Below are 23,078 nucleotides of genomic sequence, written 5' to 3' on the forward strand. Positions count from 1 at the left end.
GCGTCAGGCGACCTCGGACGAGGGGTTCATGGCGGTGACTCCTTCGGTCGGAGGGGTTGCGGGAACCGCGGGAGCGGCGGCCCGGTCCAGGCGTTCGGCCAGGGCCCGGCCGATGACGGCGAGGGCGCTGTCGGACTGCACGAGCCCGAGGTGGTCGGCGTCGACGCCGACCCGTTCGATCCGGCCCGTCACGTGCGGGCGCCAGGACTCGGCGCCGCGGCGGGCCAGCTTGCCGGCGTCCGCCCGTTCGGCGGCCAGCACCAGCACGTCGCCGTCGTAGGTACCGGGGGTGTGGCCGCGCATCAGCCCGGCGTTGTTCATGAACACCCGGAGGACCGCGGCCAGTTCGTCCTCGCCCAGGCGGCCCATCGGGTCGCCGGACGCGTTCAGGAAGGCCCGGTAGCGGGCGGCGGGGAAGCGGCCGCCGGCCAGCTCCTCCTCGGTGACCTCGAAGCCGGCGTCACGCAGGTTGTGCGCGAACACCTCCGCCAGCGGGGCCTCCGCGCCCGAGCCCGCCTGGCGCGGATAGGCGTCGAGGAAGGCCAGCAGCTCCACCTCCCGGCCACGGGCGCGCAGTTCGGCCGCCATGGCGAAGGCCACGTTGCCGCCGAGCGACCAGCCGAGCAGCCGGTACGGCCCCTCGGGCTGCGCCTCCTGGACCAGGTCGGCGTACTCGGCGGCCAGCTCCTCCAGCGTGGCGGGCAGCGCGCCCTCGCCGTCGAGTCCCGTGGCCTGGATGCCGTAGACCGGGACGTCGGCGGGCACATGGCGCACCAGGCCCGAGTAGCACCAGCTCATGCCGGAGCCGGGGTGGACGCAGAACACCGGACGTGCGGTGCCGGTGGCGCGCAGCGGGAGCAGGCGCTCCATCGGCTCACGGCCGCCGCGCGCCGTGAGCCGCACCGCCAGGTCGGCGACGGTCGGCGCGGCGAACAGGTCGCGCACGCCCAGCTCCTCGCCCAGTTCGGCGCGGACCCGCTCCACGAGCCGGACGGCGAGCAGCGAGTGGCCGCCCAGGTCGAAGAAGCCGTCGTCCAGACCGACCAGCTCCAGGTCCAGGACCTCGGCGAAGAGCCGGCACAGGGTCTCCTCGCGCGGGGTGCGCGGCGAGCGGCCCTCGGCCGTGCGGTACTCGGGCGCCGGCAGGGCACGGTGGTCGAGCTTGCCGTTCGGGGTGAGCGGCAGCGCGTCCAGGACGACGAGGGCGGCGGGCACCATGTACTCGGGCAGGGTGGCGCGCAGCCGCTGCCGCAGCGCGGCGGTGTCCACGGCGGCACCGGTGTCCGGCACGACGTAGCCGACGAGACGGCGGTCGCCGGGGGTGTCCTCGCGGACCAGCACGGCCGCCTGCGCGACGCCGGGCTCGCGTGCCGTCACCGCCTCGATCTCGGTCGGTTCGACGCGCATGCCGCGCAGCTTGACCTGGGTGTCGGTGCGGCCCAGGTACTCCAGGTCGCCGTCCGCGGTGTGCCGGACCAGGTCGCCGGTGCGGTACATCACGCTGCCCGCCGGGCCGAAGGGGCTCGCCACGAAGCGGCCCGCGGTCAGCGAGGGGCGGCCGAGGTAGCCGCGGGCGAGGCCGGGTCCGCGCACGTACAGCTCACCGGGCACGCCCGGCGGGACCGGCTGGAGGGCGTCGTCCAGGACGTATCCGGCGGTGTCGGCGATCGGGGTGCCGATCGGCGGGACGACCGCGCCCGACAGCGGGGCGCTCATGGTCGCGCAGACCGTGGTCTCCGTCGGCCCGTACGAGTTGCGCATCAGACGCCCGGCGGACCAGCGTTCGACCAGTTCCGGCGGGCAGGTCTCGGCGGCGACGACCAGCGTCGTCCCGGCGGGCAGCGCCCCCTCGGGGATCAGCTGGAGCACCGCGGGGGTGATCGCCGCGTGGGTGACCCGGTGGCGCACCGCCAGCTCCGCGAGGGCGGGCCCGGGGACGGTGCCGGGTTCGGCGACGACCAGGGCCGAACCGGTCAGCAGGCCCATCGCCAGTTCCCAGAACCCGCCGTCGAAGGCGGGGGACAGGTGGTGCAGGACGCGGCTGCCGGGTACCACGCCCAGCTGCGAGGTGAAGATGTCCAGCAGGGCGGGCAGGCCGGTGTGCGTCACGGCGACGCCCTTGGGGCGGCCGGTGGTGCCGGAGGTGTAGATGACGTACGCGGGGTGGCGCGGCAGCAGCGGCGCCAGCCGGTCGGCATCGCGCAGGTCGCCCGGGTCCTCGTCGTCCGGGGTCTGCCGCGGCTCCCGGTCGAGCAGGAGCAGGGGCACGTCCGTGTCGGGGAGGCCGGTGGCGACCTCGGCGGTCGTCAGGAGCGCGACCGGCGCGGCGTCCTCCAGGGTGCCGGCGATGCGCTCCGCCGGGTGGGCCGGGTCCAGCGGCAGGTAGGCGGCGCCGGTCTTGGCCACCGCCAATACGGCGACGGGCAGTTCGACGGAGCGGGGCAGGGCCAGCGCGACCAGCCGCTCGGGGCCGGCGCCCCGCGCCACCAGCAGCCGCGCCAGCCGGTTGGCGCGGGCGTTGAGCCGCGCGTAGGTCAGCGACTCGTCGCCGAGGACCACCGCCTCGGCGTCGGGGCGCTCCCGCACGTGCCGCTCGAACAGGTCGGGCAGGGTGGCCGGGGCGAGGCCCTTCGCGGTGGCGTTCCAGTCCTCGACGACCCGGTGGCGCTCGCGCGGGCCGAGGACGTCGATGCGGCTCAGCGGCCGGTCGGGGTGGGCGGCCGCGTCGGCGAGCACCCGCACGAAGCGTTCCACCAGCGCCTGCGCGGTGCCGTGGTCGAACAGGTCGGTCCGGAAGTCGAGGACACCCGCGACCCCGTCGGGGGTGTTGTCCGCGGCCCGGCGTTCGGTCACCGAGAACCCGAGGTCGACCTTGGCCGCCGTCGCCGCCGAACCCCCCGCCCCGCTCACCGTCAGCCCGCCCGGCAGCGCCGGGGCGCCCTCGCCGTCGGCTCGCCGCGGGGCGGCGCTGCGGAGCGCGAGGACCACCTGGAAGAGGGGGTGGTGGGCGAGGGAGCGGGTGGGGTTGAGGGCTTCGACGAGGCGTTCGAAGGGGAGGTCCTGGTGGGCGTAGGCGGTGAGGTCGGTGTCGCGTACGCGGGTCAGGAGGTCGCGGAAGGTGGGGTTGCCGCTGGTGTCGGTGCGCAGGACGAGGGTGTTGACGAAGAAGCCGATGAGGTGGTCGGTGGCGTCGTCGGTGCGTCCGGCGATGGGGGTGCCGATGGGGATGTCGTCGCCGGCGCCGTGCCGGGTGAGCAGCGTGGCGAGCGCCGCCTGGAGCACCATGTAGAGGGTCGTGTCCGTGGCCCGCGCGAGGTCGGTCAGGCGGGTGTGCAGGTCGGCGGGGACGGTGAAGGTGACCCGGTCGCCGGTGTGGTCGGCGGTGGCGGGGCGCGGCCGGTCGGTGGGGAGGTCGAGCTGCTCGGGCAGGCCGGCCAGTTGCTGTTTCCAGTAGGAGAGCTGCCGCCCGGCGAGGCTGTCGGTGTCGGTCTCGTCGCCGAGGATCTCCTGCTGCCAGAGCGCGTAGTCGGCGTACTGGACGGGCAGCGGCCGCCAGGAGGGCGCGGCGCCCGCGCAGCGGGCGGTGTAGGCGGCGGTGAGGTCCTGGGCGAGCGGGGTGCGGGACCAGGCGTCGCCGGCGATGTGGTGCACCAGCAGCAGCAGGACGTGCTCCTCCTCCGACAGCCGCAGCAGCCGCGCCCGTACGGGGATCTCCGCGCCCAGGTCGAAGGAGTACCGGGCCGCCCGCGCGAGGTCGGCCTCGTACGCGGACTCGGTGGAGCCGGCCGTCTCGAAGACCAGCCGGACCTCCTCGGGGCGGTGCACCACCTGCCGGGCGCCGCGCTCGTCCTCGGCGAACGTCGTCCGCAGGCTCTCGTGCCGCCCGATCACGTCCAGCAGCGCCTCGCGCAGGGCGTCCGGGCGCAGCGGTCCGGAGAGCCGCAGCACGGTCGGGATGTTGTAGGTGGGGCTCGGCCCCTCCAGCAGGTGCAGGAACCACAGGCGCTGCTGGGCGTACGAGAGCGGTATCCGCTCGGGACGCGGCCGCGCCGTGAGCGCGGCGCGCGCCCGGCCGGCGTGGTCGAGCGTCCCGGCGAGCGCGGCCGGCGTCGGCGCCTCGAAGAACTGCCGGATCGACAGCTCGGCGCCCAGCGTCGTGCGGATCCGGCTGACCAGGCGGGTGGCGAGCAGGGAGTGCCCGCCGAGGACGAAGAAGTCGTCGTCGACGCCGACGCTCGGCAGCGCCAGGACCTCCGCGTACAGGTCGCAGAGGATCTCCTCGCGCGGGGTGCGCGGCGCCCGGCCCGCCGTCCGGCCGGTGTACGTGGGGGCGGGCAGCGCCGCCCGGTCCAACTTGCCGTTCGGGCTCAGCGGCAGGGCGTCCAGCGTGACGAACGCCGACGGCATCATGAAGTCCGGCAGCGAGCGGGCCAGCCCGGCGTGGACGGCGGCCTCGTCCCAGCGGTCGCCGTCCGGCACGACGTACGCGACGAGGCGCTGGTCGCCCGGCTGGTCCTCGCGCAGCACGACCGCGGCCTGGCGCACGCCGGGGCCGGCCGTGACGGCGGCCTCGATCTCGCCCAGCTCGATGCGGTACCCGCGCAGCTTGACCTGCCGGTCCACCCGGCCCGCGAAGACCAGCTCGCCCGCCTCGGTCCAGTGCGCGAGGTCACCCGTGCGGTACATACGGCTGCCGGGCGCGCCGAACGGATCGGCCGGGAACCGTTCGGCGGTCAGCCCGCCCCGGCCCAGGTAGCCGCGCGCCAGCTGCACGCCCGCCAGGTACACCTCGCCGTCCAGGCCCGGCGCGACCGGCCGCAGCGCCGCGTCGAGGACGTACACCCGCACCCCCTCGTGCGGGGTGCCGATCGGCACCGGGCCCGACGGCACCGCGCGGTCCGGGTGGATCCAGTGCTCCAGGCAGTTTCCGGTGGCCTCGGTGGGTCCGTAGACGTTCACCACCGTCACGTCCGGCATGGTCTCCCGCCAGGGCGCCAGGACCTCGCCGCGCAGCTCCTCGCCGCCCAGCGTGATGGTGCCCGACGGCGACACGCCCTCGGGCATGGTGGTGAGCAGCGCCAGGTGGGACGGGGTGCCCTTCATGAACGTGGCCCGGCGGAAGCCGGGTTCGCTCACCGCGGTCTCGGCGAGCGCGCGCAGGTCCGTCAGCCGGACGCAGCCGCCGCTGATCAGCGGGGCGTGCAGGGAGCCGACGCTCTGGTCGAAGGAGGCCGACGCCTGCATCACGGACAGCCCCGAGATGTCGGGCGCCTGCGAGGACCGGCAGTGCCGCACGAACGCCGACAGCGCCCGGTGCTCGACGACGACGCCCTTGGGGCGGCCCGTCGTGCCCGACGTGTAGATGATGTACGCCGGATGCCCCGGCAGCAGCGGGCCCGAGCGGTCCGCGTCGGAGAGGCCGCCGCCGGAGTGCCGGGCCAGCGACCGGCCGGTGCCGGGGTCGTCCATCACGAACGTCAGCGGCCCGCAGCACTCCTCGACGATCCGGGCGTCCACGTCGGAGGTGGTGAGGACGAGCGCCGGGTCGGAGTCCTCGATCATGTAGCGGACGCGGTCCGGCGGGTACTCCGGGTCGATCGGCACGTAGACGCCGCCCGCCTTGAGCACCGCCAGCATGCCGACGACGAGTTCGGTGCGGCGCGGCACCGCGACCGCCACGGGCCGTTCCGGGCCCACGCCCAGCTCGACCAGGCGCCGGGCCAGCCGGTTGGCCGCCGCGTCCAGTTCGGCGTAGGTCAGCCGCCCGTCGGGGGCGATCAGCGCGGTCTTGCCGGGGGTGCGCGCCACCTGCTCCTCGAACAGGTCGGTGAACCGCTCGGCGGGCCGGACGTCGTCCGAGCCGCTCCACTTCTCCAGGACGGTGCCGCGCACCTCCGGGTCGAGCAGCGCGACCGCGCCGACCCGGGTCCCGGGGCTGTCCAGGATCGTGCGCAGCGCCCGGCGGAAGGCGGCGACCACCGCCCGGACCCGCTCCGCGTCGAAGACCTGGGGGAGGTAGCCCAGCGAGAACCGCAGGGTCTCCCGGGGGAGGGCCAGCAGGGCCAGCGGGTAGTGCATCTGGTCCTTCGAGTGGACCTTGAGCACCGTGGGGAGGCCGGCGTCCGGAGCGGCGCCCGGCGGCCGGCCGCGGCTGGAGTTCAGCGGGTAGTTCTCGAACACCATGGCCGTGTCGAAGAGCTCGCCCGAGCCCGCCCAGCGCTGGATCTCCGCGAGCCCCACCCACTGGTGGTCGATGAGCCGGGCCTGCTCGCTCTGGGTACGGCGCAGGAACTCCGCCAGCGTCTCGGCGGGCCGCAGCCGCACCCGCAGGGGCAGGGTGTTCATGAAGAGACCGACCATGGTGTCGACGCCGGGCAGCTCCGGCGGGCGGCCGCTGACCGTCACGCCGAACACCACGTCGTCCCGGCCGGTCAGGTGGGACAGCACCAGCCCCCAGGCGCCTTGGATCACGGTGTTCACGGTCAGCCCGTGCGACCGTGCGAACCGGGTCAGGGCGGCGCTCGCCGCCTCGTCCTCGGAGAAGTGGATCCGCTCGGGCGCCGCGGTGAGCGCCCCCCGGTCCGGCGCCACGATGCTCGGGGTGTCGAACCCGTCGAACGCGTCCGTCCACGCCTCCTGGGCGGCGTCCCGGTCCCGGCCGCCGAGCCAGCCCAGGTAGTCCCGGTAGGGGCGCACCCGGGGCAGGGCCGTGGCGTCGCCGTGCACCGTGTACAGGGTCATCAGCTCGCGCAGCAGGATCGGCATCGACCAGCCGTCCAGCAGGATGTGGTGGAGCGTCATCAGCAGGCGGTGCCGGTCCGGGCCCAGCCGGACCAGGGTGAAGCGGATCAGCGGCGGCCGGGACAGGTCGAAGCGCGTCCAGCGGTCCCGCTCGGCGATCCGCTCCGCCGCGGCCTCCCGCTCCTCCTCCGGTACGGCCGCCAGGTCCTCCTCGCCCCAGGGCAGGGCGACCCGGCGGGGGATGAGCTGCACCGGGCGCTTGAGGCCCTCGTGCCGGAAGGCGGCGCGCAGGTTGGCGTGCCGCTCCAGCAGCGCCTGCCCGGCCCGGCGCAGCCGCTCCGGGTCCGTGTTCCCCTCCAGCTCGATGAAGACCTGGACGTTGTAGGCGTCCAGTTCCTCGTCGTCGAACAGGTTGTGGAACAGCATCCCCTCCTGGAGCGGGGACAGCGGCAGGATGTCTTCCAAGCCGGACTTGGCCATCAGAGGGAGCCCCATTCGCTCTCGAGTCGGGTGATGTCGTCCTCGCTGAGCGAGGTGAGGGAGACGTCCGAGGGGGTCAGACCGCTCGCCTCGGGCCGGCCGGCGTGCTCGACCAGCGCCTTCAGGGCCCGGAACCAGCCCTCGCCCAGGCGCCGCACCTCGGCCTCGGAGAGCACGGCGTCCGCGTACGTCCACACGCTGTGCAGCCGGGGCCCCGCCTCGGTGTCGTGGGCGCCCGCGACCAGTTCGACGGGGTGCGCGAGCGGCGTGTCCGGGTGCTGGCCGGCGACCCCGCGCCCGAGCACGCTCCACGCCTCGGGTCCGGCGGCGCCGTCGGCGGTCCGCCCGCCGGTGTACCGGCCCAGGTAGTTGAAGCCGTACGCCGGTACCGGGAGCGCGGCGAACCGGTCCCGGGTGCGCGGGTTCAGGTGGCGCAGCAGGCCGAAGCCCACGCCGTCGCGCGGGACGGCCCGCAGCTGCTCCTTGACCCGCTTCAGTGCGCGGCCCGCGGCCGCGCCGCCGTCCCACACCTCCGGCCACTCCCACTCCTCGACCTCCGGGCGCAGCGGCACCGGGTGCATCGACGTGAACCAGCCGGTGGTGCGGGTGAGGTCGGCGCCCGGCACCAGGTGCTCGTGGCGGCCGTGGCTCTCCAGGTCCACCGTGACCGGCGTGCCCGCCCCGCCGCCCCGGGCGCGCCGCCAGTCGGCGACGGCCAGCCCGAACGCGGTGAGCAGCAGGTCGTTGATCTCGGCGCGGAAGACCCCGGGGACCCAGGTGAGGAGGGCGTCGGTGGTGTCCGCGTCCAGGTCGAGGACGACCTGACCGGAGCGGGCGTGGGTGTCGCGGGCCGGGTCGAGGGCCGGGTCCGTCGGCTCGGCCGCCGGGCGGACCGCGTCCAGCCAGTGGTCCGTCTCCGCCTCGGTGGCGGCCGTGCCCGCGAGGTCCCGCAGCGCACCGGCCCACCGGCGCCAGTGCGTGCCGGCCGGGCTGAGCGGGCGGCCCTCGTAGGCGGCGGCCAGGTCCGGCACGAGCAGCCGCCAGCTGACGGCGTCCACGGCCAGGTGGTGGGCGACCAGGACCAGCAGCCCCGGCCGGCCGGGACCGCGGTCGATGCGGCAGGCGCGCAGCATCCGGCCGTCGGCGGGGTCCAGCCGGTCGCGTTCGGCGGCGGCCGCCTCGGCGACCACGGCGCGCAGCGTGTCCTCGTCGGCGTCCGGGGCCCGCAGGTGCGTGAGCAGCTCCGCGGCGTCCACCGTGCCGGGCTCGGGGACGGCCATGGACCAGTTGGCGGCGACCCGCAGCCGCAGCGAGTCGTGCCGGTCGACGACGGCCCCGAGGGCGGCCACCAGACGCGCCTCGTCGAGGTCCGCCGGTACGGACACCACCACCGACTGGTTGAACGGGGCGACCGGGCCGCCCAGTGAGGCGAACCAGCCCATGATCGGAGTGGCCGGCACCGGCCCGCTCGCCGGCACCTCCTCGACCGTCCCGGCGTCCGACTCCGGCTCGACCGCGCCGTCCAGCGCCTCGGCGATGTGGGCGACGCTCTGGTGCTCGAACACGTCCCGCACCGAGAGCGTGAGCCCCGTCGCGCGGGCCCGGCTGACCAGCTGGATGGAGAGGATGCTGTCGCCGCCGAGGTCGAAGAAGCCGTCGTCGACACCGACGGTGTCGAGTCCCAGCGCCTCGGCGAACAGCGTGCACAGCAGCTCCTCGCGCGCCGTCGTCGGCGCCCGGCCGGTGCCGGCGGCCGCGTAGTCCGGCGCGGGCAGCCGCCCCCGGTCCAGTTTGCCGTTGGCCGTCAGCGGCAGCTCGGCCAGCCGGACGAACGCCGACGGCACCATGTAGTCGGGCAGCGACTCGCGCAGCCCGTCCCGCAGCTCCTCGTCCGACGGCACGGGTCCGTCCTCGGCCACCAGGTAGGCGACCAGCCGCCGGTCGCCCGGGCGGTCCTCCCGTACGACCGCCACCGCCTCCGGCACCCCCGGGTGCCGGGACAGGGCGGACTCGACCTCGCCCAGCTCCACCCGGAAGCCGCGGATCTTCACCTGGTCGTCGACGCGGCTGATGAACTCCAGGTCGCCGTGCCGGTTCCAGCGCACGATGTCGCCGGTGCGGTACATCCGCTCGCCCGGCCCCTCGAAGGGGTTGGCGACGAACCGGGACGCGCTCTGCCCGGGCCGGTTGAGATAGCCGCGCGCCAGCTGCACCCCGGACACGTACAGCTCGCCCGGCACCCCGGCCGGCACGGGTTGCAGGTACGGGTCGAGGACCAGCATCCGGGTGTTGGGGAACGGGCGGCCGATGGTCAGCACGCCGTCCGCGAGGTCGTCCGGCGTCTCGACCCGCCACGTGGTGCAGCCGACGATCGTCTCGGTCGGACCGTACTCGTTGAGGACCCGCGCCCCCGGATGCGCCGCGAGCAGCGTCCGCACCGCGCGGCCGGTCAGCGACTCGCCGCCGAGGACCAGCTCGCCGTCCGGCACGCACACCCCGGGCAGCCCGGTGATCAGCGGCAGATGGCTGGGCGTCGCCTTCAGGAACGTCGTCTGCGGCAGGTCCGCGGGCACGTCACCGTCGAGCGCCCGCTCGTGCAGCTCCTCCAGGTCCGCCAGATGCACGCAGCCGCCGTTCAGCAGCGGCGCGAACAGGCCCGTCACGGTCAGGTCGAAGGAGAGCGGCGAGTGCAGCAGCGCGTTCCCCGCCACACCCGGGTACAGCTCCGCCGACACCGCCAGGTAGTTGAGCACCGGCTGGTGCTCGACGAGCACCCCCTTCGGCCGGCCCGTCGAGCCCGACGTGTAGATGATGTACGCCGCGTTCCACGGCGACAGCGGCTGCGTCCGGTCCTCGTCCGCCAGGTCGTGCGCCGGCTGCGCGGCGAGCCGCGCCGTCACGTCCGGGTCGTCGAGGAGCAGCCGGGGGAGCTCCTGCGGGAACACCCCCGCCGGGACCGCCGACGTGGTCAGCGCGCACACCGGCGCCGCGTCCTCCGTCATCGTCGCGATCCGCTCCCGCGGACTGCCCGGGTCGACCGGCAGATACGCCGCGCCCGTCTTCAGCACCGCGAGCACCGCCACGCCCATCTCCACCGACGGCGGCAGCGAGATCGCCACCACCTGCTCCGGGCCCGCCCCGGACTCCGCGAGGAGGTGGGCCAGCCGGTTGGCGCGCGAGTTCAGCTCGGCATACGTCAGCGTCGTCCCGTCCGCCGAGAACGCCGGACGCCTCGGGGTCCTCGCCACCTGCTCCTCGAACAGCTCCGGCAGGGTCCCCTCGCGCTGCGGACGCGCCGTGTCGTTCCACTCCTCGAGCAGCTGCCGCCGCTCGGCCGGGTCCAGCAGGCCGATCCCGCCGATCGGCAGGTCCGGGTCGGCCGTGACCGAGCCCAGCACGCCGAGCAGCCGCGAGATCACCGACTCCGCCGTCTCCCGGTCGAACAGCTCCGTGCGGTACTCCAGCGAACCCCGCATGCCCGCGGGGCCGCCCGACGCGTCGTGCCGCTCGCCGAAGGTCAGCGACAGGTCGAACTTCGCCACGCCGGTGCCGGCCGTCATCCGGGCCGCGTTCAGGAGCGCGCCACCGTCGCCGGACGCGGCCCGCCCGGTGCTCCGGTCCGCCGTGTTGTTGAACGTGATCATCACCTGGTACAGCGGGTGATGGGCCAGACTGCGCGCCGGGTTGACCGCCTCCACCAGCCGCTCGAACGGCACCTCCTGGTGCGCGTACGCCGCCAGGTCACCCTCCCGGACGCGGCCGAGCAGTTCACGGAAGGTGGGGTTGCCGCCGGTGTCGGTGCGCAGCACCAGCGTGTTCACGAAGAACCCGACGAGATCCTCGGTGGCGGCGTCGTTCCGCCCGGCCACCGCCGTGCCGATCGGGATGTCCTCGCCCGCCCCGAGCCGCGTCAGCAGCGCCGCGAACGCGGCCTGGGTCACCATGAACAGGCTGGAGTGCGTGGCCCGCGCCAGCTCCGTCAGCCGCGCGTGCAGCGCCGCCGGCACCGTGAACGCGATGCGGTCGCCGGTGTACCCGGCGGTCGCGGGCCGCGGCCGGTCGGTGGGCAGCTCCAGCGCCTCGGGCAGCCCGGCCAGCGCGTCCTTCCAGTACGCCAGCTGCCGCCCGGCCACGCTCTCCGGGTCGGTCTCGTCGCCGAGGACGTCGCGCTGCCACAGCGCGTAGTCCGCGTACTGCACCGGCAGCGGCTCCCAGCCCGGCGCGTCACCCGCGCAGCGCGCCGCGTACGCCGCCGTCAGGTCGCGGGCCAGCGGCGCCATCGACCATCCGTCACTGGCGATGTGGTGGATGAGCAGCAGCAGGACGTGATCCGTCTCCGAGACCCGGAACAACCGTGCCAGGAACGGAATGTCGCCGGTCAGGTCGAAGACGTGCCGGGCCGCCTCCGCCACCCGCTCCTCGACCTCCTCCGCAGCGACGTCGACGACGTCGAGACGCCGGGCGGCCCGATCGGCGGGCAGCACGATCTGCCGCGACCCGCCGTCGTCCGCCGCGAACACGGTCCGCAGACTCTCGTGCCGCTCCACCACGTCACCGATCGCCCGCTCCAGCGCCGCCGGGTCCACCGGACCGGACAGCCGCAGCGCCGTGGGCACGTTGTATGTCGCCGAAGGACCCTCGAACTGGTGCAGGAACCAGAGTCGTTGCTGCGCCGGGGAGAGCGGCACCCGTTCCGGGCGCTCCCGGGCCACCAGCGGCGTCCGGGCGCCCGCCGCCCCGTCCAGCGCCCCGGAGAGCCCGGCGATGGTCGGCGTCTCGAAGAACTGGCGCACGGACAGCTCGACGCCCAGCGCCGTCCTGATCCGGCTCACCAGCCGACTGGCGAGCAGCGAGTGCCCGCCCAGGTCGAAGAAGCCGTCGTCGATGCCGACCCGGGCGACGCCCAGCACATCGGCGAAGAGCGCGCAGAGGATCTCCTCGCGCGGACCCCGCGGCTCCCGGCCGGCCGGCTCACCGTCGTACTCCGGGACGGGCAGCGCCTTGCGGTCCAGCTTCCGGTTCGGCGTCAGCGGCAGCGCGTCGAGCACCACGAACGCCGTCGGCACCATGAACTCCGGCAGCCGTCCCCGCAGCCGCTCCCGCAGCTCCCGCGCGTCCGGCGCCGGGCCCGCCGGCACGACGTAGGCGACCAGCCGCCGGTCACCCGGGCGGTCCTCGCGCACCGTCACCGCGGTCTCGGCGACCGCCGGGTGCCGGGCCAGCTCCGCCTCGATCTCCCCCAGTTCGATGCGGAACCCGCGCAGCTTGACCTGCTGGTCCACCCGGCTCAGATACCGCAGCGCGCCGTCCCTCCGACGGCACACCAGGTCACCCGTGCGGTACATCCGCGCACCGGCCGGACCGTACGGGTCGGCGGTGAACCGCTCCGACGTCAGCGCGGGACGCCGGTGGTAGCCCTGCGCCAACTGCGCCCCGGCCAGGTACAACTCGCCCGGCACCCCCACCGGGACCGGCCGCAGCGCCGCGTCCAGCACATACGCCGCGGTGTTGGCGAGAGGGCTGCCGATGACCGGCCCGGACTCGGTGACATCGGCGGCCGTGGCCCAGATCGTCACCTCCGTCGGACCGTAGAGGTTCGTCACGGAACGGGCCCGCTCCGTCAGCGCGCGCGCCAACTCGGTGGGCAGCGCCTCGCCGCCCACCAGGACGCGCACCCCGGCCAGTTCGTCCGCCGCGACGGCCGCAACACCCTGCCACAGGCTCGGCGTCGCCTGGACCATGGTGATCCCCGACGCGGTGACGGTGCGCAGCAGCGCGTGCGGGTCCTTCGCGGTCTCCTCGTCGGCGACCACCAGCACCGCCCCGTGCAGCAGCGGCAGGAAGATCTCCAGGCCCGCGATGTCGAAGCCCACCGTCGTGACGGCGAGCAGCCGGTCACCGGCGGTGGGAGCGAACCGCCGGCCCATGTCCGCCAGGAAGTTCCCGAGCGCCGCACGCGGCACCACCACACCCTTGGGGCGTCCGGTGGAACCCGAGGTGTAGATCGTGTACGCCGGATGCGCGCCGAGGACCGGACCCCGCAGCTCGTCGGCGCCGAGGTCGTCGCCCGCGTACGCCGCCAGCTCCGCGTCCGCGACCGGCTCCCTCAGCGTGAGGGCCGGTTCGGCGTCGGCCAGCATGTACGCGACCCGGTCGGCCGGATAGTGCGGGTCGATCGGCAGGAACGCCGCCCCGGACTTCAGCACCGCCAGCAGCGTCACGACCAGCTCCGCCGACCGGGGCAGCGCCACGGCGACGGACCCGCCCGGAGCCGCGCCCCGCGCGACGAGGTGCCGGGCCAGCCGGTTCGCCCGCGCGTTGAGCTGCCCGTACGACAGCCGCACGTCGCCGAACTCCAGGGCGGTCGCGTCCGGCGACCGCCGCGCCTGCCGCTCGAACAGCCCGGACACCGAATCGGCGGGCGCCTCGGCGGCGGTGTCGTTCCACCCCTCCAGGACCAGCCGCCGCTCCGCCGCGTCCATGATCTCCAGCTGTCCGACGGGCCGCCCCGGATGGGCCACCGCCGCCGCGAGCAGCCGCACCAGACGGTCGGCCAGGTCCCGCACCGTCTCCCGGTCGAAGAGCGCCGTGCTGTACGTGACACCGCCGCTCATGCCCTCGCAGGCGTTGTCGGCGCCGAAGTGCTCGGCCAGCGCGAACGACAGGTCGAACCGCGCCGAGACCGACTCGGACGCCACCACCTCGGCCGCGAGACCTGCGAACCGCTCCGCCTTCGTGCCCTGCGTGTTGTGCAGGGTGAGCATCGTCTGGAAGAGGGGGTGGTGGGCGAGGGAGCGGGTGGGGTTGAGGGCTTCGACGAGGCGTTCGAAGGGGAGGTCCTGGTGGGCGTAGGCGGTGAGGTCGGTGTCGCGTACGCGGGCCAGGAGGTCGCGGAAGGTGGGGTTGCCGCTGGTGTCGGTGCGCAGGACGAGGGTGTTGACGAAGAAGCCGATGAGGTGGTCGGTGGCGTCGTCGGTGCGTCCGGCGATGGGGGTGCCGATGGGGATGTCGTCGCCGGCGCCGTGCCGGGTGAGCAGCGTGGCGAGCGCGGCCTGGATCACCATGAACGCGGTGGTGTTGGTCGACCGGGCCAGCTCGGTCAGGCGGGTGTGCAGCTCGGCGGGGACGGTGAAGGTGACCCGGTCGCCGGTGTGGTCGGCGGTGGCGGGTCGCGGCCGGTCGGTGGGGAGGTCCAGCTGTTCCGGCAGGCCGGCCAGTTGCTGCTTCCAGTAGGAGAGCTGCCGTCCCGCGAGGCTGCCGTCCTCGGACTCGTCGCCGAGGATCTCCTGCTGCCAGAGCGCGTAGTCGGCGTACTGGACGGGCAGCGGCCGCCAGGCGGGCGCGGTGCCCGCGCAGCGGGCGGTGTAGGCGGCGGTGAGGTCCTGGGCGAGCGGGGTGCGGGACCAGGCGTCGCTGGCGATGTGGTGCACCAGCAGCAGCAGGATGTGCTTCTCCTCCGACACCCGGAACAGCCGCACCCGCACGGGCAGGTCGGTCGTCAGGTCGAAGGGGTACGACGCGGCCTCCGCCACCCGGACGGCGACCTCCTGTGCGGCCACGTCGACCACCGCGAACGGAGTCGCGGCGACCTCCGCGGGCAGCACGACCTGATGGGCGCCCTGCTCGTCCTCGGTGAAGACCGTCCGCAGGCTCTCGTGCCGGACGATCAGGTCGCCCACGGCCGCGCGCAGGGCGTCGTGGTCGAGGGTGCCGGTGAGGCGGAGGGTGGTGGGGATGTTGTAGGTCGGGGTGGGTCCTTCGAGCTGGTGCAGGAACCAGAGGCGCTGCTGGGCGTAGGAGAGCGGGATCCGCTCGGGGCGCGGCTTCGCGGTGAGCGCGGTACGGACGGAGCCCGACGCGTCGAGGGCACCGGCGAGACCCGCCACGGTCGGCGTCTCGAACAGCCGCCGGATCGGCAGCTCGACACCGAGGGTGGTGCGGACCCGGCTGACCAGGCGGGTGGCGAGCAGCGAGTGCCCGCCGAGCCCGAAGAAGTCGTCGTCGATCGTCACGTCACCCACCGCGAGGATCTCCGCGTACAGGCCGCAGAGGATTTCCTCGCGGGGGGTGCGGGGGGCTCGTCCGGTGGAGGAGGCTGCGTAGTCGGGTGCGGGGAGGGCTTTGCGGTCGAGTTTGCCGTTGGGGGTGAGGGGGAGGGCGTCGAGGGTGACGTAGGCGGAGGGGCGCATGTAGTCGGGCAGGGCCTGAGCCAGCGCGTCCCGGACGGTGCTCTCGTCCCAGTCGGTGGCGACCAGGTAGGCGACGAGGCGTTGGTCGCCGGGGGTGTCTTCGCGGAGTTGGACGGTGGCTTGGGTGATGCCGGGCTGGGTGGTGAGGGTGGCTTCGATTTCGCCGAGTTCGATGCGGTGGCCGCGGAGTTTGACCTGGTGGTCGGCGCGTCCGTCGTAGGTGAGGTGGCCTTGGTGGTTCCAGTGGGCGAGGTCGCCGGTGCGGTACATGCGTGCGCCGGGGGTGGGGCTGTGGGGGTTGGCGGTGAAGCGTTCGGCGGTGAGGGCGTGGCGTCCGAGGTAGCCGCGGGCGAGTTGTTCACCGGCGAGGTACAGCTCTCCGGTGATGCCGGGGGGTACGGGGCGCAGGGCCGAGTCGAGGACGTAGACCTGGGTGTTGGCGAACGGACGTCCGATGGGGACGGGGCCGTCAGGTGTGTCTTCGTCGAGGTGGTGGTCGGTGATGTTGACGGTGGATTCGGTGGGGCCGTAGGCGTTGATGATCTGGACGTCGGGGTGCTGGTTGCGCCAAGCCGTCAGGTGGTCGGTGTGGAGGGCTTCGCCGCCGAGGATGAGGGTGTGGGAGGGGGACGCCGTCTCCGGCAGGTTGGCGAGCAAGGGGAGGTGGCTCGGCGTGGCCTTGATCAGGCTCGGCTGCGCCACCGTCTCTTCGAGGGTGGTGAGGTGGACGGTTCCGCCGGCGGTGAGGGGGGTCCACAGGGCGGTGATGGTGAGGTCGAAGGCGAGGGGTGAGTGCAGGAGGGTGGCGCCGTTCATGGCGCTGTAGGTCTGGCGGGCTCGGTGGAGGTAGGTGGCGAGGGCGTGGTGTTCGATGACGACGCCCTTGGGGCGGCCGGTGGAGCCGGAGGTGTAGATCATGTAGGCCGCGTGGCGGGGTGACCACGGACTACGGCGCTCGGCATCCGTGATCTGGCCGCTGGGCTGGTCGCTGTACGCGGCGGCCGGTATGGGCTCGGTGAGGGTCAGCGCGGGTCGGGCGTCGTCGAGCATGTAGCTGATGCGCTCGGCGGGGTAGTCCGGGTCGATGGGCAGGTAGGCCGCACCGGTCTTCACCACGGCCAGCATGCTGGTGATCGCGTCCAGCGACTTCGGCAGTGCGATCGCGGCGAAGTCCTCCGCGCCCAGGCCCTGTTCCAGCAGGTGCCGGGCGAGTTGGTTGGCGCGTCCGTCCAGCTCGGCGTAGGTCAGGGTCTCGGAGTCGCACGCAACGGCGACCGCGTCCGGCGTCCGTTCGGCCTGCTCGGTGATCAGTTCGTGCAGCGGCGTCCCGGGAAGCTCGGTCCGCGTCCCGTTCCACTCCACCAGGACCCGCTCCCGGTCGGCCGGGTCGAGGGTGTCCAGGTGGGCGACGGGCAGGTCCGCGTCGGCGATCAGGGTCTCCAGGACGCGCAGCATCCGCCGGCCGAAGCCGCGGGCGTACTCCTCGTCGTAGAGGTCGGGGCGGTAGTCCACGCGGAAGGACAGCTCCGCGCCGCGCATCGTGGCGACGACGTTGACGGCGAAGTGCGTGCCGCCCTTGATGTCCGCCGAGGCCACCCGGAGCCGGTCGGGGTCGGAGGCGGCGGTGAGGTCGCCGTCCTCGACCGGGTAGTTCTGGAAGACCATGGCGGTGTCGAAGAGTTCGCCGTGTCCGGCCCAGCGCTGGATGTCGGCGAGTCCGGCCCACTGGTGGTCCAGCAGTCGGGCCTGTTCGGCCTGGAGGCGGCGGAAGAGGGCGCCCAGGGGTTCGGCGTGGTCGAGGCGGGCGCGGACGGGCAGGGTGTTGATGAACAGGCCGATCATCGATTCGACGCCGGGCAGCTCGGGCGGGCGGCCGGAGACGGTGGCGCCGAAGACCACGTCGTCGCGGCCGGTGGCCTGGGCCAGGGCGAGAGCCCAGGCGCCCTGGACCACGGTGTTCATGGTCACGCCCTGCCCCCGCGCCCACGCCGCGAGCGCACCGCTGACCTCGGAGTCCACGGTGAACGACACCTGCTCGGGCGCGGTCGACGCCGCCGGTCCGGCCGGGGCGAGGAGGGTGGCCTCGTCGAGGCCGGACAGGGACTCCCGCCAGGCGGTCCTTGCCGCATCCCGGTCGCGGGCGTCGAGCCAGGCCAGGTAGTCGCGGTACGGGCGGACCCGCGGAAGCGCGGACGGGTCGCCGAAGGAGGCGTAGAGCGCCATCAGCTCGCGCAGCAGTACCGGCATGGACCAGCCGTCGAGCACGATGTGGTGGTTGGTCATCACCAGCCGGACGCGGTCGGCGGAGAGCCGGATCGCCGTGAAGCGGAGCAGCGGCGGGCGGCCCAGGTCGAAGCGGCGGGCGCGGTCGGCGGCGGCGAGGCGGTCGGCCTCGGGGCCGCGCTCGTCCTCGGGCAGCGCGCTCAGGTCGGCGTCCTGCCACGGCAGGTCGGCGTCGTGCAGGACGAGTTGGGCCCAGGCCCCGTTCTTGCGCTGCCGGAAACCGGCCCGCAGGTTGGCGTGGCGGCGCAGCAGGGCCTCGGCCGCCGTGCGCATCCGGGAGCCGTCGTACGGGCCCTCCAGGTCGAAGGAGACCTGGCCGACGTAGAGGTCGGGTCCCTCCGTGTGCAGCAGCCCGAGGAACACGAAGCCCTCTTGCAGCGGGGAGAGCGGAAGAATGTCCTCGATCTTGCTACGCGAACGAGACGGTTGCTGGCTCACTGCTCAATCTCCCACTCAAACTCAAGGTCGGACTCGAACTCCTCGATCTCGGACTGACTGAGCGAGTCGAGGGTGACGTCGGACGGCGTCAGGCCGCCCGCGCCGGAACGGCCGGCGTGCTCCACCAGGGCCTCCAGGGCCCGGAACCAGTGCTCGGCCAGGAGCCGGGCGTCGTGATCGGGGACCAGGCGGCGTGCGTATGTCCATTCCGCGCGCAGTCGGGGGCCGTCCGGTCCCTCGTGCACGACGGCGCTGACCTCCACCGCGTGTGCCATCGGCGCCGCCGGTCGCGAGGCGGCCAGTCCACCGCCGGTCACGGCCCACGGCTCCGGGGCGCCGGTGGCCGGGGCGACCCGTCGGCCCAGATAGTTGAAGCCGAAGTCGGGCTCGGGGAGGCGCGCCAGCCGGGGCCCGGTGGCCGGGTTGAGGTGGCGCAGCAGGCCGAAGCCGATGCCGTCGCCCGGCACGGCCCGTACCTGCTCCTTGACCTGCTTGAGGCCGTCCCGGAGCGCGTCGCCGTCCCGGTGCAGCCGCGCCCAGTCGGCGACGTCGGGGGCCAGTCGCACCGGGTGCAGGGCGGTGAACCAGCCCGCCGTGCGGCTGAGTTCGGCGCCGGGCACGGCGTCCTCGTGCCGCCCGTGGCTCTCCAGGTCGACCACGACGGGAGCGTCCGGGTCCTCGCCGCGCCCGCGTCGCCACTCGGCGACGGCGAACGCGAAGGCGGTCAGCAGGACGTCGTTCACACCGGCGTTGACACTCCCCGGCACCTCGGTGAGCAGGGCCGCGGTCGTGTCCGACGGCAGATCGAGGCCGACGCGTCCGGCCTCGCCCTGGACGTCGCGCGCACGGTCCAGCCGCAGCGCTCCCGCCCCGGCGAGCGTGTGCTCCCAGTGGGCGGTCTCCGCCTCGACCCGGGGGTCGGTGGCGAGCCGTTCCAGCGAGGTGGCCCACTGCCGCCACGAGGTGCCCACGGGGGCCGGTGCGTCACCCCGGTACGCCGTCGCGAGGTCCGGCACGACGATGCTCCACGTCACCGAGTCGACCACCAAGTGGTGGGCGACCAGGACCAGCACGCCGTCCCCGCCGTCCCCGCCGTCCCCGCCGTTCCCGCGGTCCACCAGCACCGCCTGGAGGACTCGGCCCTCGGCGGGCGCGAGGCGGTCCCGTGCGGCGCGGGCCGCGTCCGTGACCAGGCCGTCGAAGTCGGCGGTGCCGGGCGTCCCGGTGACGACGCGGAGCACGTCGGCGGCCGGCACGCTGCCCGGAGGGCGCACCTCGGCGCTTCCGTCGGGACGGACCAGCAGCCGCAGCGCGTCATGGTGGTCCAGCACCCTCTGGAGCGCCCCGGCCAGCCGGTCGCCGTCCACCGCGGGCGGCACGGACACGGCGACCGACTGGTTGAAGTCGTCGCCGCCCAGTCCGAGTTCGGCGACCCGTGCCATCACGGGGGTCAGCGGAACGGGGCCGTGCGGCGGCACCTCCTCGACCTCCGGCGCGGCGACGCCCTCCCGCTCGGCCAGTGCCGCGGCCAGCTCGGCCGCCGACTGGTACTCGAAGACGTCGCGGACGGCGAGGGCCAGTCCGGCCGCGCGGGCCCGGCTGACGAGCTGGATGGAGAGGATGCTGTCGCCGCCCAGGTCGAAGAACCCGTCGTCGATGCCCACCGCGGACAGGCCCAGCACCTCGGCGAAGAGCGTGCACAGCAGCTCCTCGGCGGGGGTGCGGGCGGCCCGCCCGGTGGACGCCGCCGCGTAGTCGGGTGCGGGCAGCGCCTTGCGGTCCAGCTTGCCGTTGACGGTCAGCGGCAGCGCGTCGAGGACCACGAAGGCCGACGGCACCATGTAGTCGGGCAGCGCCTGGCGGGCGAAGGCGCGCAGCGCGTCCGGGTCCACCTCGCCGTCCCGGCCCTCGGCGGCCACGACGTAGCCGACGAGCCGCCGGTCGCCGGGCCGGTCCTCGCGGACGACGACGGCTGCCTGGGCCAGCTCCGGCCGGGTGGACAGCACCGTCTCGATCTCGCCCAGCTCCACTCGGAAACCGCGGATCTTGACCTGGTCGTCCGCGCGGGCCAGGTACTCGAGTTCGCCCGCCGGGTTGTAGCGGACCAGGTCGCCGGTGCGGTACATCCGCTCGCCGGACCCGCCGTACGGGTCGGCGACGAACCGTTCGCAGGTCAGGTCGGAGCGGCCCAGGTAGCCGCGCGCCAGACCGGTCCCGGAGATGAACAGCTCGCCCGGCACCCCGGCGGGCACCGGCTGGAGGTACTGGTCGAGCACGTACGCCCGGGTGTTCCCCGTCGGACGGCCGACCGGCAGGCTGCCCCGGGCCGCGTACGGCGCCCCGACCTCGTGCTGCGTCACGCACAGCGTCGTCTCCGTCGGTCCGTACAGGTGGCGCAGCACGGCGCGCGGGGCGTGCTCGAGGACCCGGGCGACCGCCGCCGGGGAGACCACGTCACCGCCGGTCAGGACCTCCCGCACCCCGGCGAAGCACTCCGGCGCCTCCTCGGCGATGACCCGGAAGAAGCCCGCGGTGAGGTGGATCGCGGTGATGTCGTGGGCGGCGATCAGGTCGGTGACGGCGGCCGCGTCCAGGTGCCCGGGCGGTGCCACGACGACCGTTCCGCCGGAGATCAGCGGCACCCACATCTCGTAGCAGGACACGTCGAACGCGTGCGGCGCGTGCAGCAGCACCCGCTCGTGCGCCTCCGGCCGCCAGCAGTGGTCGCGGACCAGGTCCACCACCCCGCGATGGGTGACCGCCACGCCCTTCGGCACCCCGGTGGACCCGGAGGTGTACATGACGTACGCGAGGTCCTGCGGGCGCAGCCCCACGTCCGGTACGCCGTCGGCCGGCCCGGACCCGGGCGGGGCGCCGAACTCGTCGACCACCATGACCCGCGCGCCCAGCTCTGAGGCCCGCGCGGCCTCGGCCCGGTCGGCCAGGACGAGCGTCGCCGCGGTGTCCGCCACCACGTGCCGCATCCGGTCGAGGGGGTACGTGTCGTGCAGCGGCACGTAGGCGCCGCCCGCCCGGCTGATGGCCAGGGTCGCCACCACATGGGCCGGGGACCGCTCCATCAGCATGACCACGGGCGTCCCCGGCCGCACACCCTGCTGCCGCAGCACCCGGGCCAGCCGACCGGCGCGCGCGTCCAGTTCGGCGTACGACACGGTCGTCCCGCCCTGCACCAGGGCCGGCGCGTCGGGTGTGCGGAGCACCTGCGCCGCGAACAGCTCGGGCAGCGTCGCGTCCAGGGTCTCCAGCGCGGACCCGGTCCCCTCGCCGAGCAGCCGGTGCCGTTCGGCTCCGCTCAGCACCGGTACGTGGGACAGCCGGACACCGGGATCGGTGACTACCGCCTCCAGGGTCCGTACGAACCGCTCCACCAGCGACCGCGCCGTCGACCGGTCGAACAGGTCGGTCCGGAAGTCCAGCGCGCCCGTGAGGCCGGCGCTCCGGCCCTCGCCGTCCCTGGTCTCGGCCAGGGCGAAGGCCAGGTCGACCTTGGCCGCACCGAGCCGGCTGCGCTCCACGCCGACCCGCAGCCCCGGCAGGGCGAGCGAGCCCTCCGGGTCCGCGTCGGCCGTGCTCAGGATGAGCATGACCTGGAAGAGCGGGTGGTGCGCCAGCGTCCGGACCGGGTTGAGCGCCTCGACCAGCCGCTCGAAGGGGAGGTCCTGGTGGGCGTAGGCCGCCAGGTCGGTGCGGCGCGTAGTCTCCAGCAGCTCCCGGAAGGTGGGGTTGCCGCTGGTGTCGGTGCGCAGGACGAGCGTGTTGACGAAGAAGCCGACGAGGTTCTCCGTCGCGCCGTCCGTGCGGCCCGCGACCGGCGTGCCGATCGGGATGTCCTCGCCCGCGCCCAACCGGGTCAGCAGCGCGGCGAGCGCCGCCTGCACCACCATGAACGTGCTCGAGTGCGTGCTCCTGGCCAGCTCGGTCAGCCGTGCGTACAGGTCCGCGTCGAGCGAGAACGCGACCCGGTCGCCGTCCTGGTCCGCCACCGCGGGGCGGGGCCGGTCGGTGGGCAGCTCCAACTGCTCGGGCAGCCCGGCCAACCGCTCCTTCCAGTGGGCGAGCTGACGGCCGGCCGCACTGTCGGCGTCGGCCTCGTCCCCGAGGACCTCACGCTGCCACAGTGCGTAGTCGGCGTACTGGACGGGCAGCGGCTCCCAGGCCGGCGCGTCGCCCGCACACCGCGCCGTGTACGCGGCGGCGAGGTCCTGCCCCAGCGGCGTGCGGGACCAGGCGTCGGTGGCGATGTGGTGGATGAGGAGCAGCAGCACGTGCTCCCGCTCAGAGATCCTGAACAGCGTCGCCCGCACCGGAATGCCCGCCGTGAGGTCGAACGCGTGGTGCACGGCTGTGGACAGCCGCGCGTCCAGCTCGCCCTCCTCGGTGTCGACCACGACGAGCGGCAGCAGACCGGGCTCCCACGCCTGAACCACCTGCCGGGGCCCCTGCTCGTCCTCGGTGTAGGTCGTGCGCAGGCTCTCGTGCCGGGCGAGCAGGTCGTTGATCGCCGCGTGCAGGGCGTCCCGGTCGAGAGTGCCGGTGAGACGGAGGGTGGTGGGGATGTTGTACGTCGCCGAGGGCCCTTCGAGCTGGTGCAGGAACCAGAGGCGCTGCTGGGCGTACGACAGCGGAACGCGCTCGGGCCGCGGCTTCGCCGTCAGCGCGGCGCGCGCACCGTCGGCCTGGTCCAGCGCCCCCGACAGCCCGGCGATCGTCGGCGTCTCGAAGAACTGCCGCACGGACAGCTCGACGTGCAGTGCGGTGCGGGTGCGGCTGACGAGGCGGGTGGCGAGCAGGGAGTGTCCGCCGAGGTCGAAGAAGTTGTCGTCGATGGTGACGGTGTCGACGCCGAGTACTTCGGCGAAGAGGGTGCAGAGGATTTCTTCGCGGGGGGTGCGGGGGGCTCGTCCGGTGGAGGAGGCCGCGTAGGTG

At 74.4% G+C, this 23,078-nt stretch carries 3 protein-coding genes; all 3 read right to left on the bottom strand.

The annotated features are described in order from the left end of the window. Positions 1-3: 3 nt before the first annotated feature. Entirely contained in the window at positions 4-7,221 is a 7,218-nt protein-coding gene (locus DMH12_RS20400) for a non-ribosomal peptide synthetase (RefSeq protein WP_185832431.1), read from the bottom strand. After that, entirely contained in the window at positions 7,221-18,131 is a 10,911-nt protein-coding gene (locus DMH12_RS20405) for a non-ribosomal peptide synthetase (protein WP_185832432.1), read from the bottom strand. Before DMH12_RS20405 ends, DMH12_RS20400 begins: the two co-directional genes overlap by 1 nt. After that, positions 18,128-23,078 (bottom strand): non-ribosomal peptide synthetase (locus DMH12_RS39145; protein ID WP_185832433.1); only part of this gene is annotated, 4,951 nt, incomplete at its 5' end. The genes DMH12_RS39145 and DMH12_RS20405, both read right to left, overlap by 4 nt.

It is taken from the genome of Streptomyces sp. WAC 04229 (genome assembly GCF_003947455.1).
GTDB lineage: Bacteria > Actinomycetota > Actinomycetes > Streptomycetales > Streptomycetaceae > Streptomyces.

Excerpts from the sequence above, each read along its gene's own strand:
- DMH12_RS20400 (WP_185832431.1), bottom strand. The coding sequence starts at position 7,221 with ATGGCCAAGTCCGGCTTGGAAGACATCCTGCCGCTGTCCCCGCTCCAG.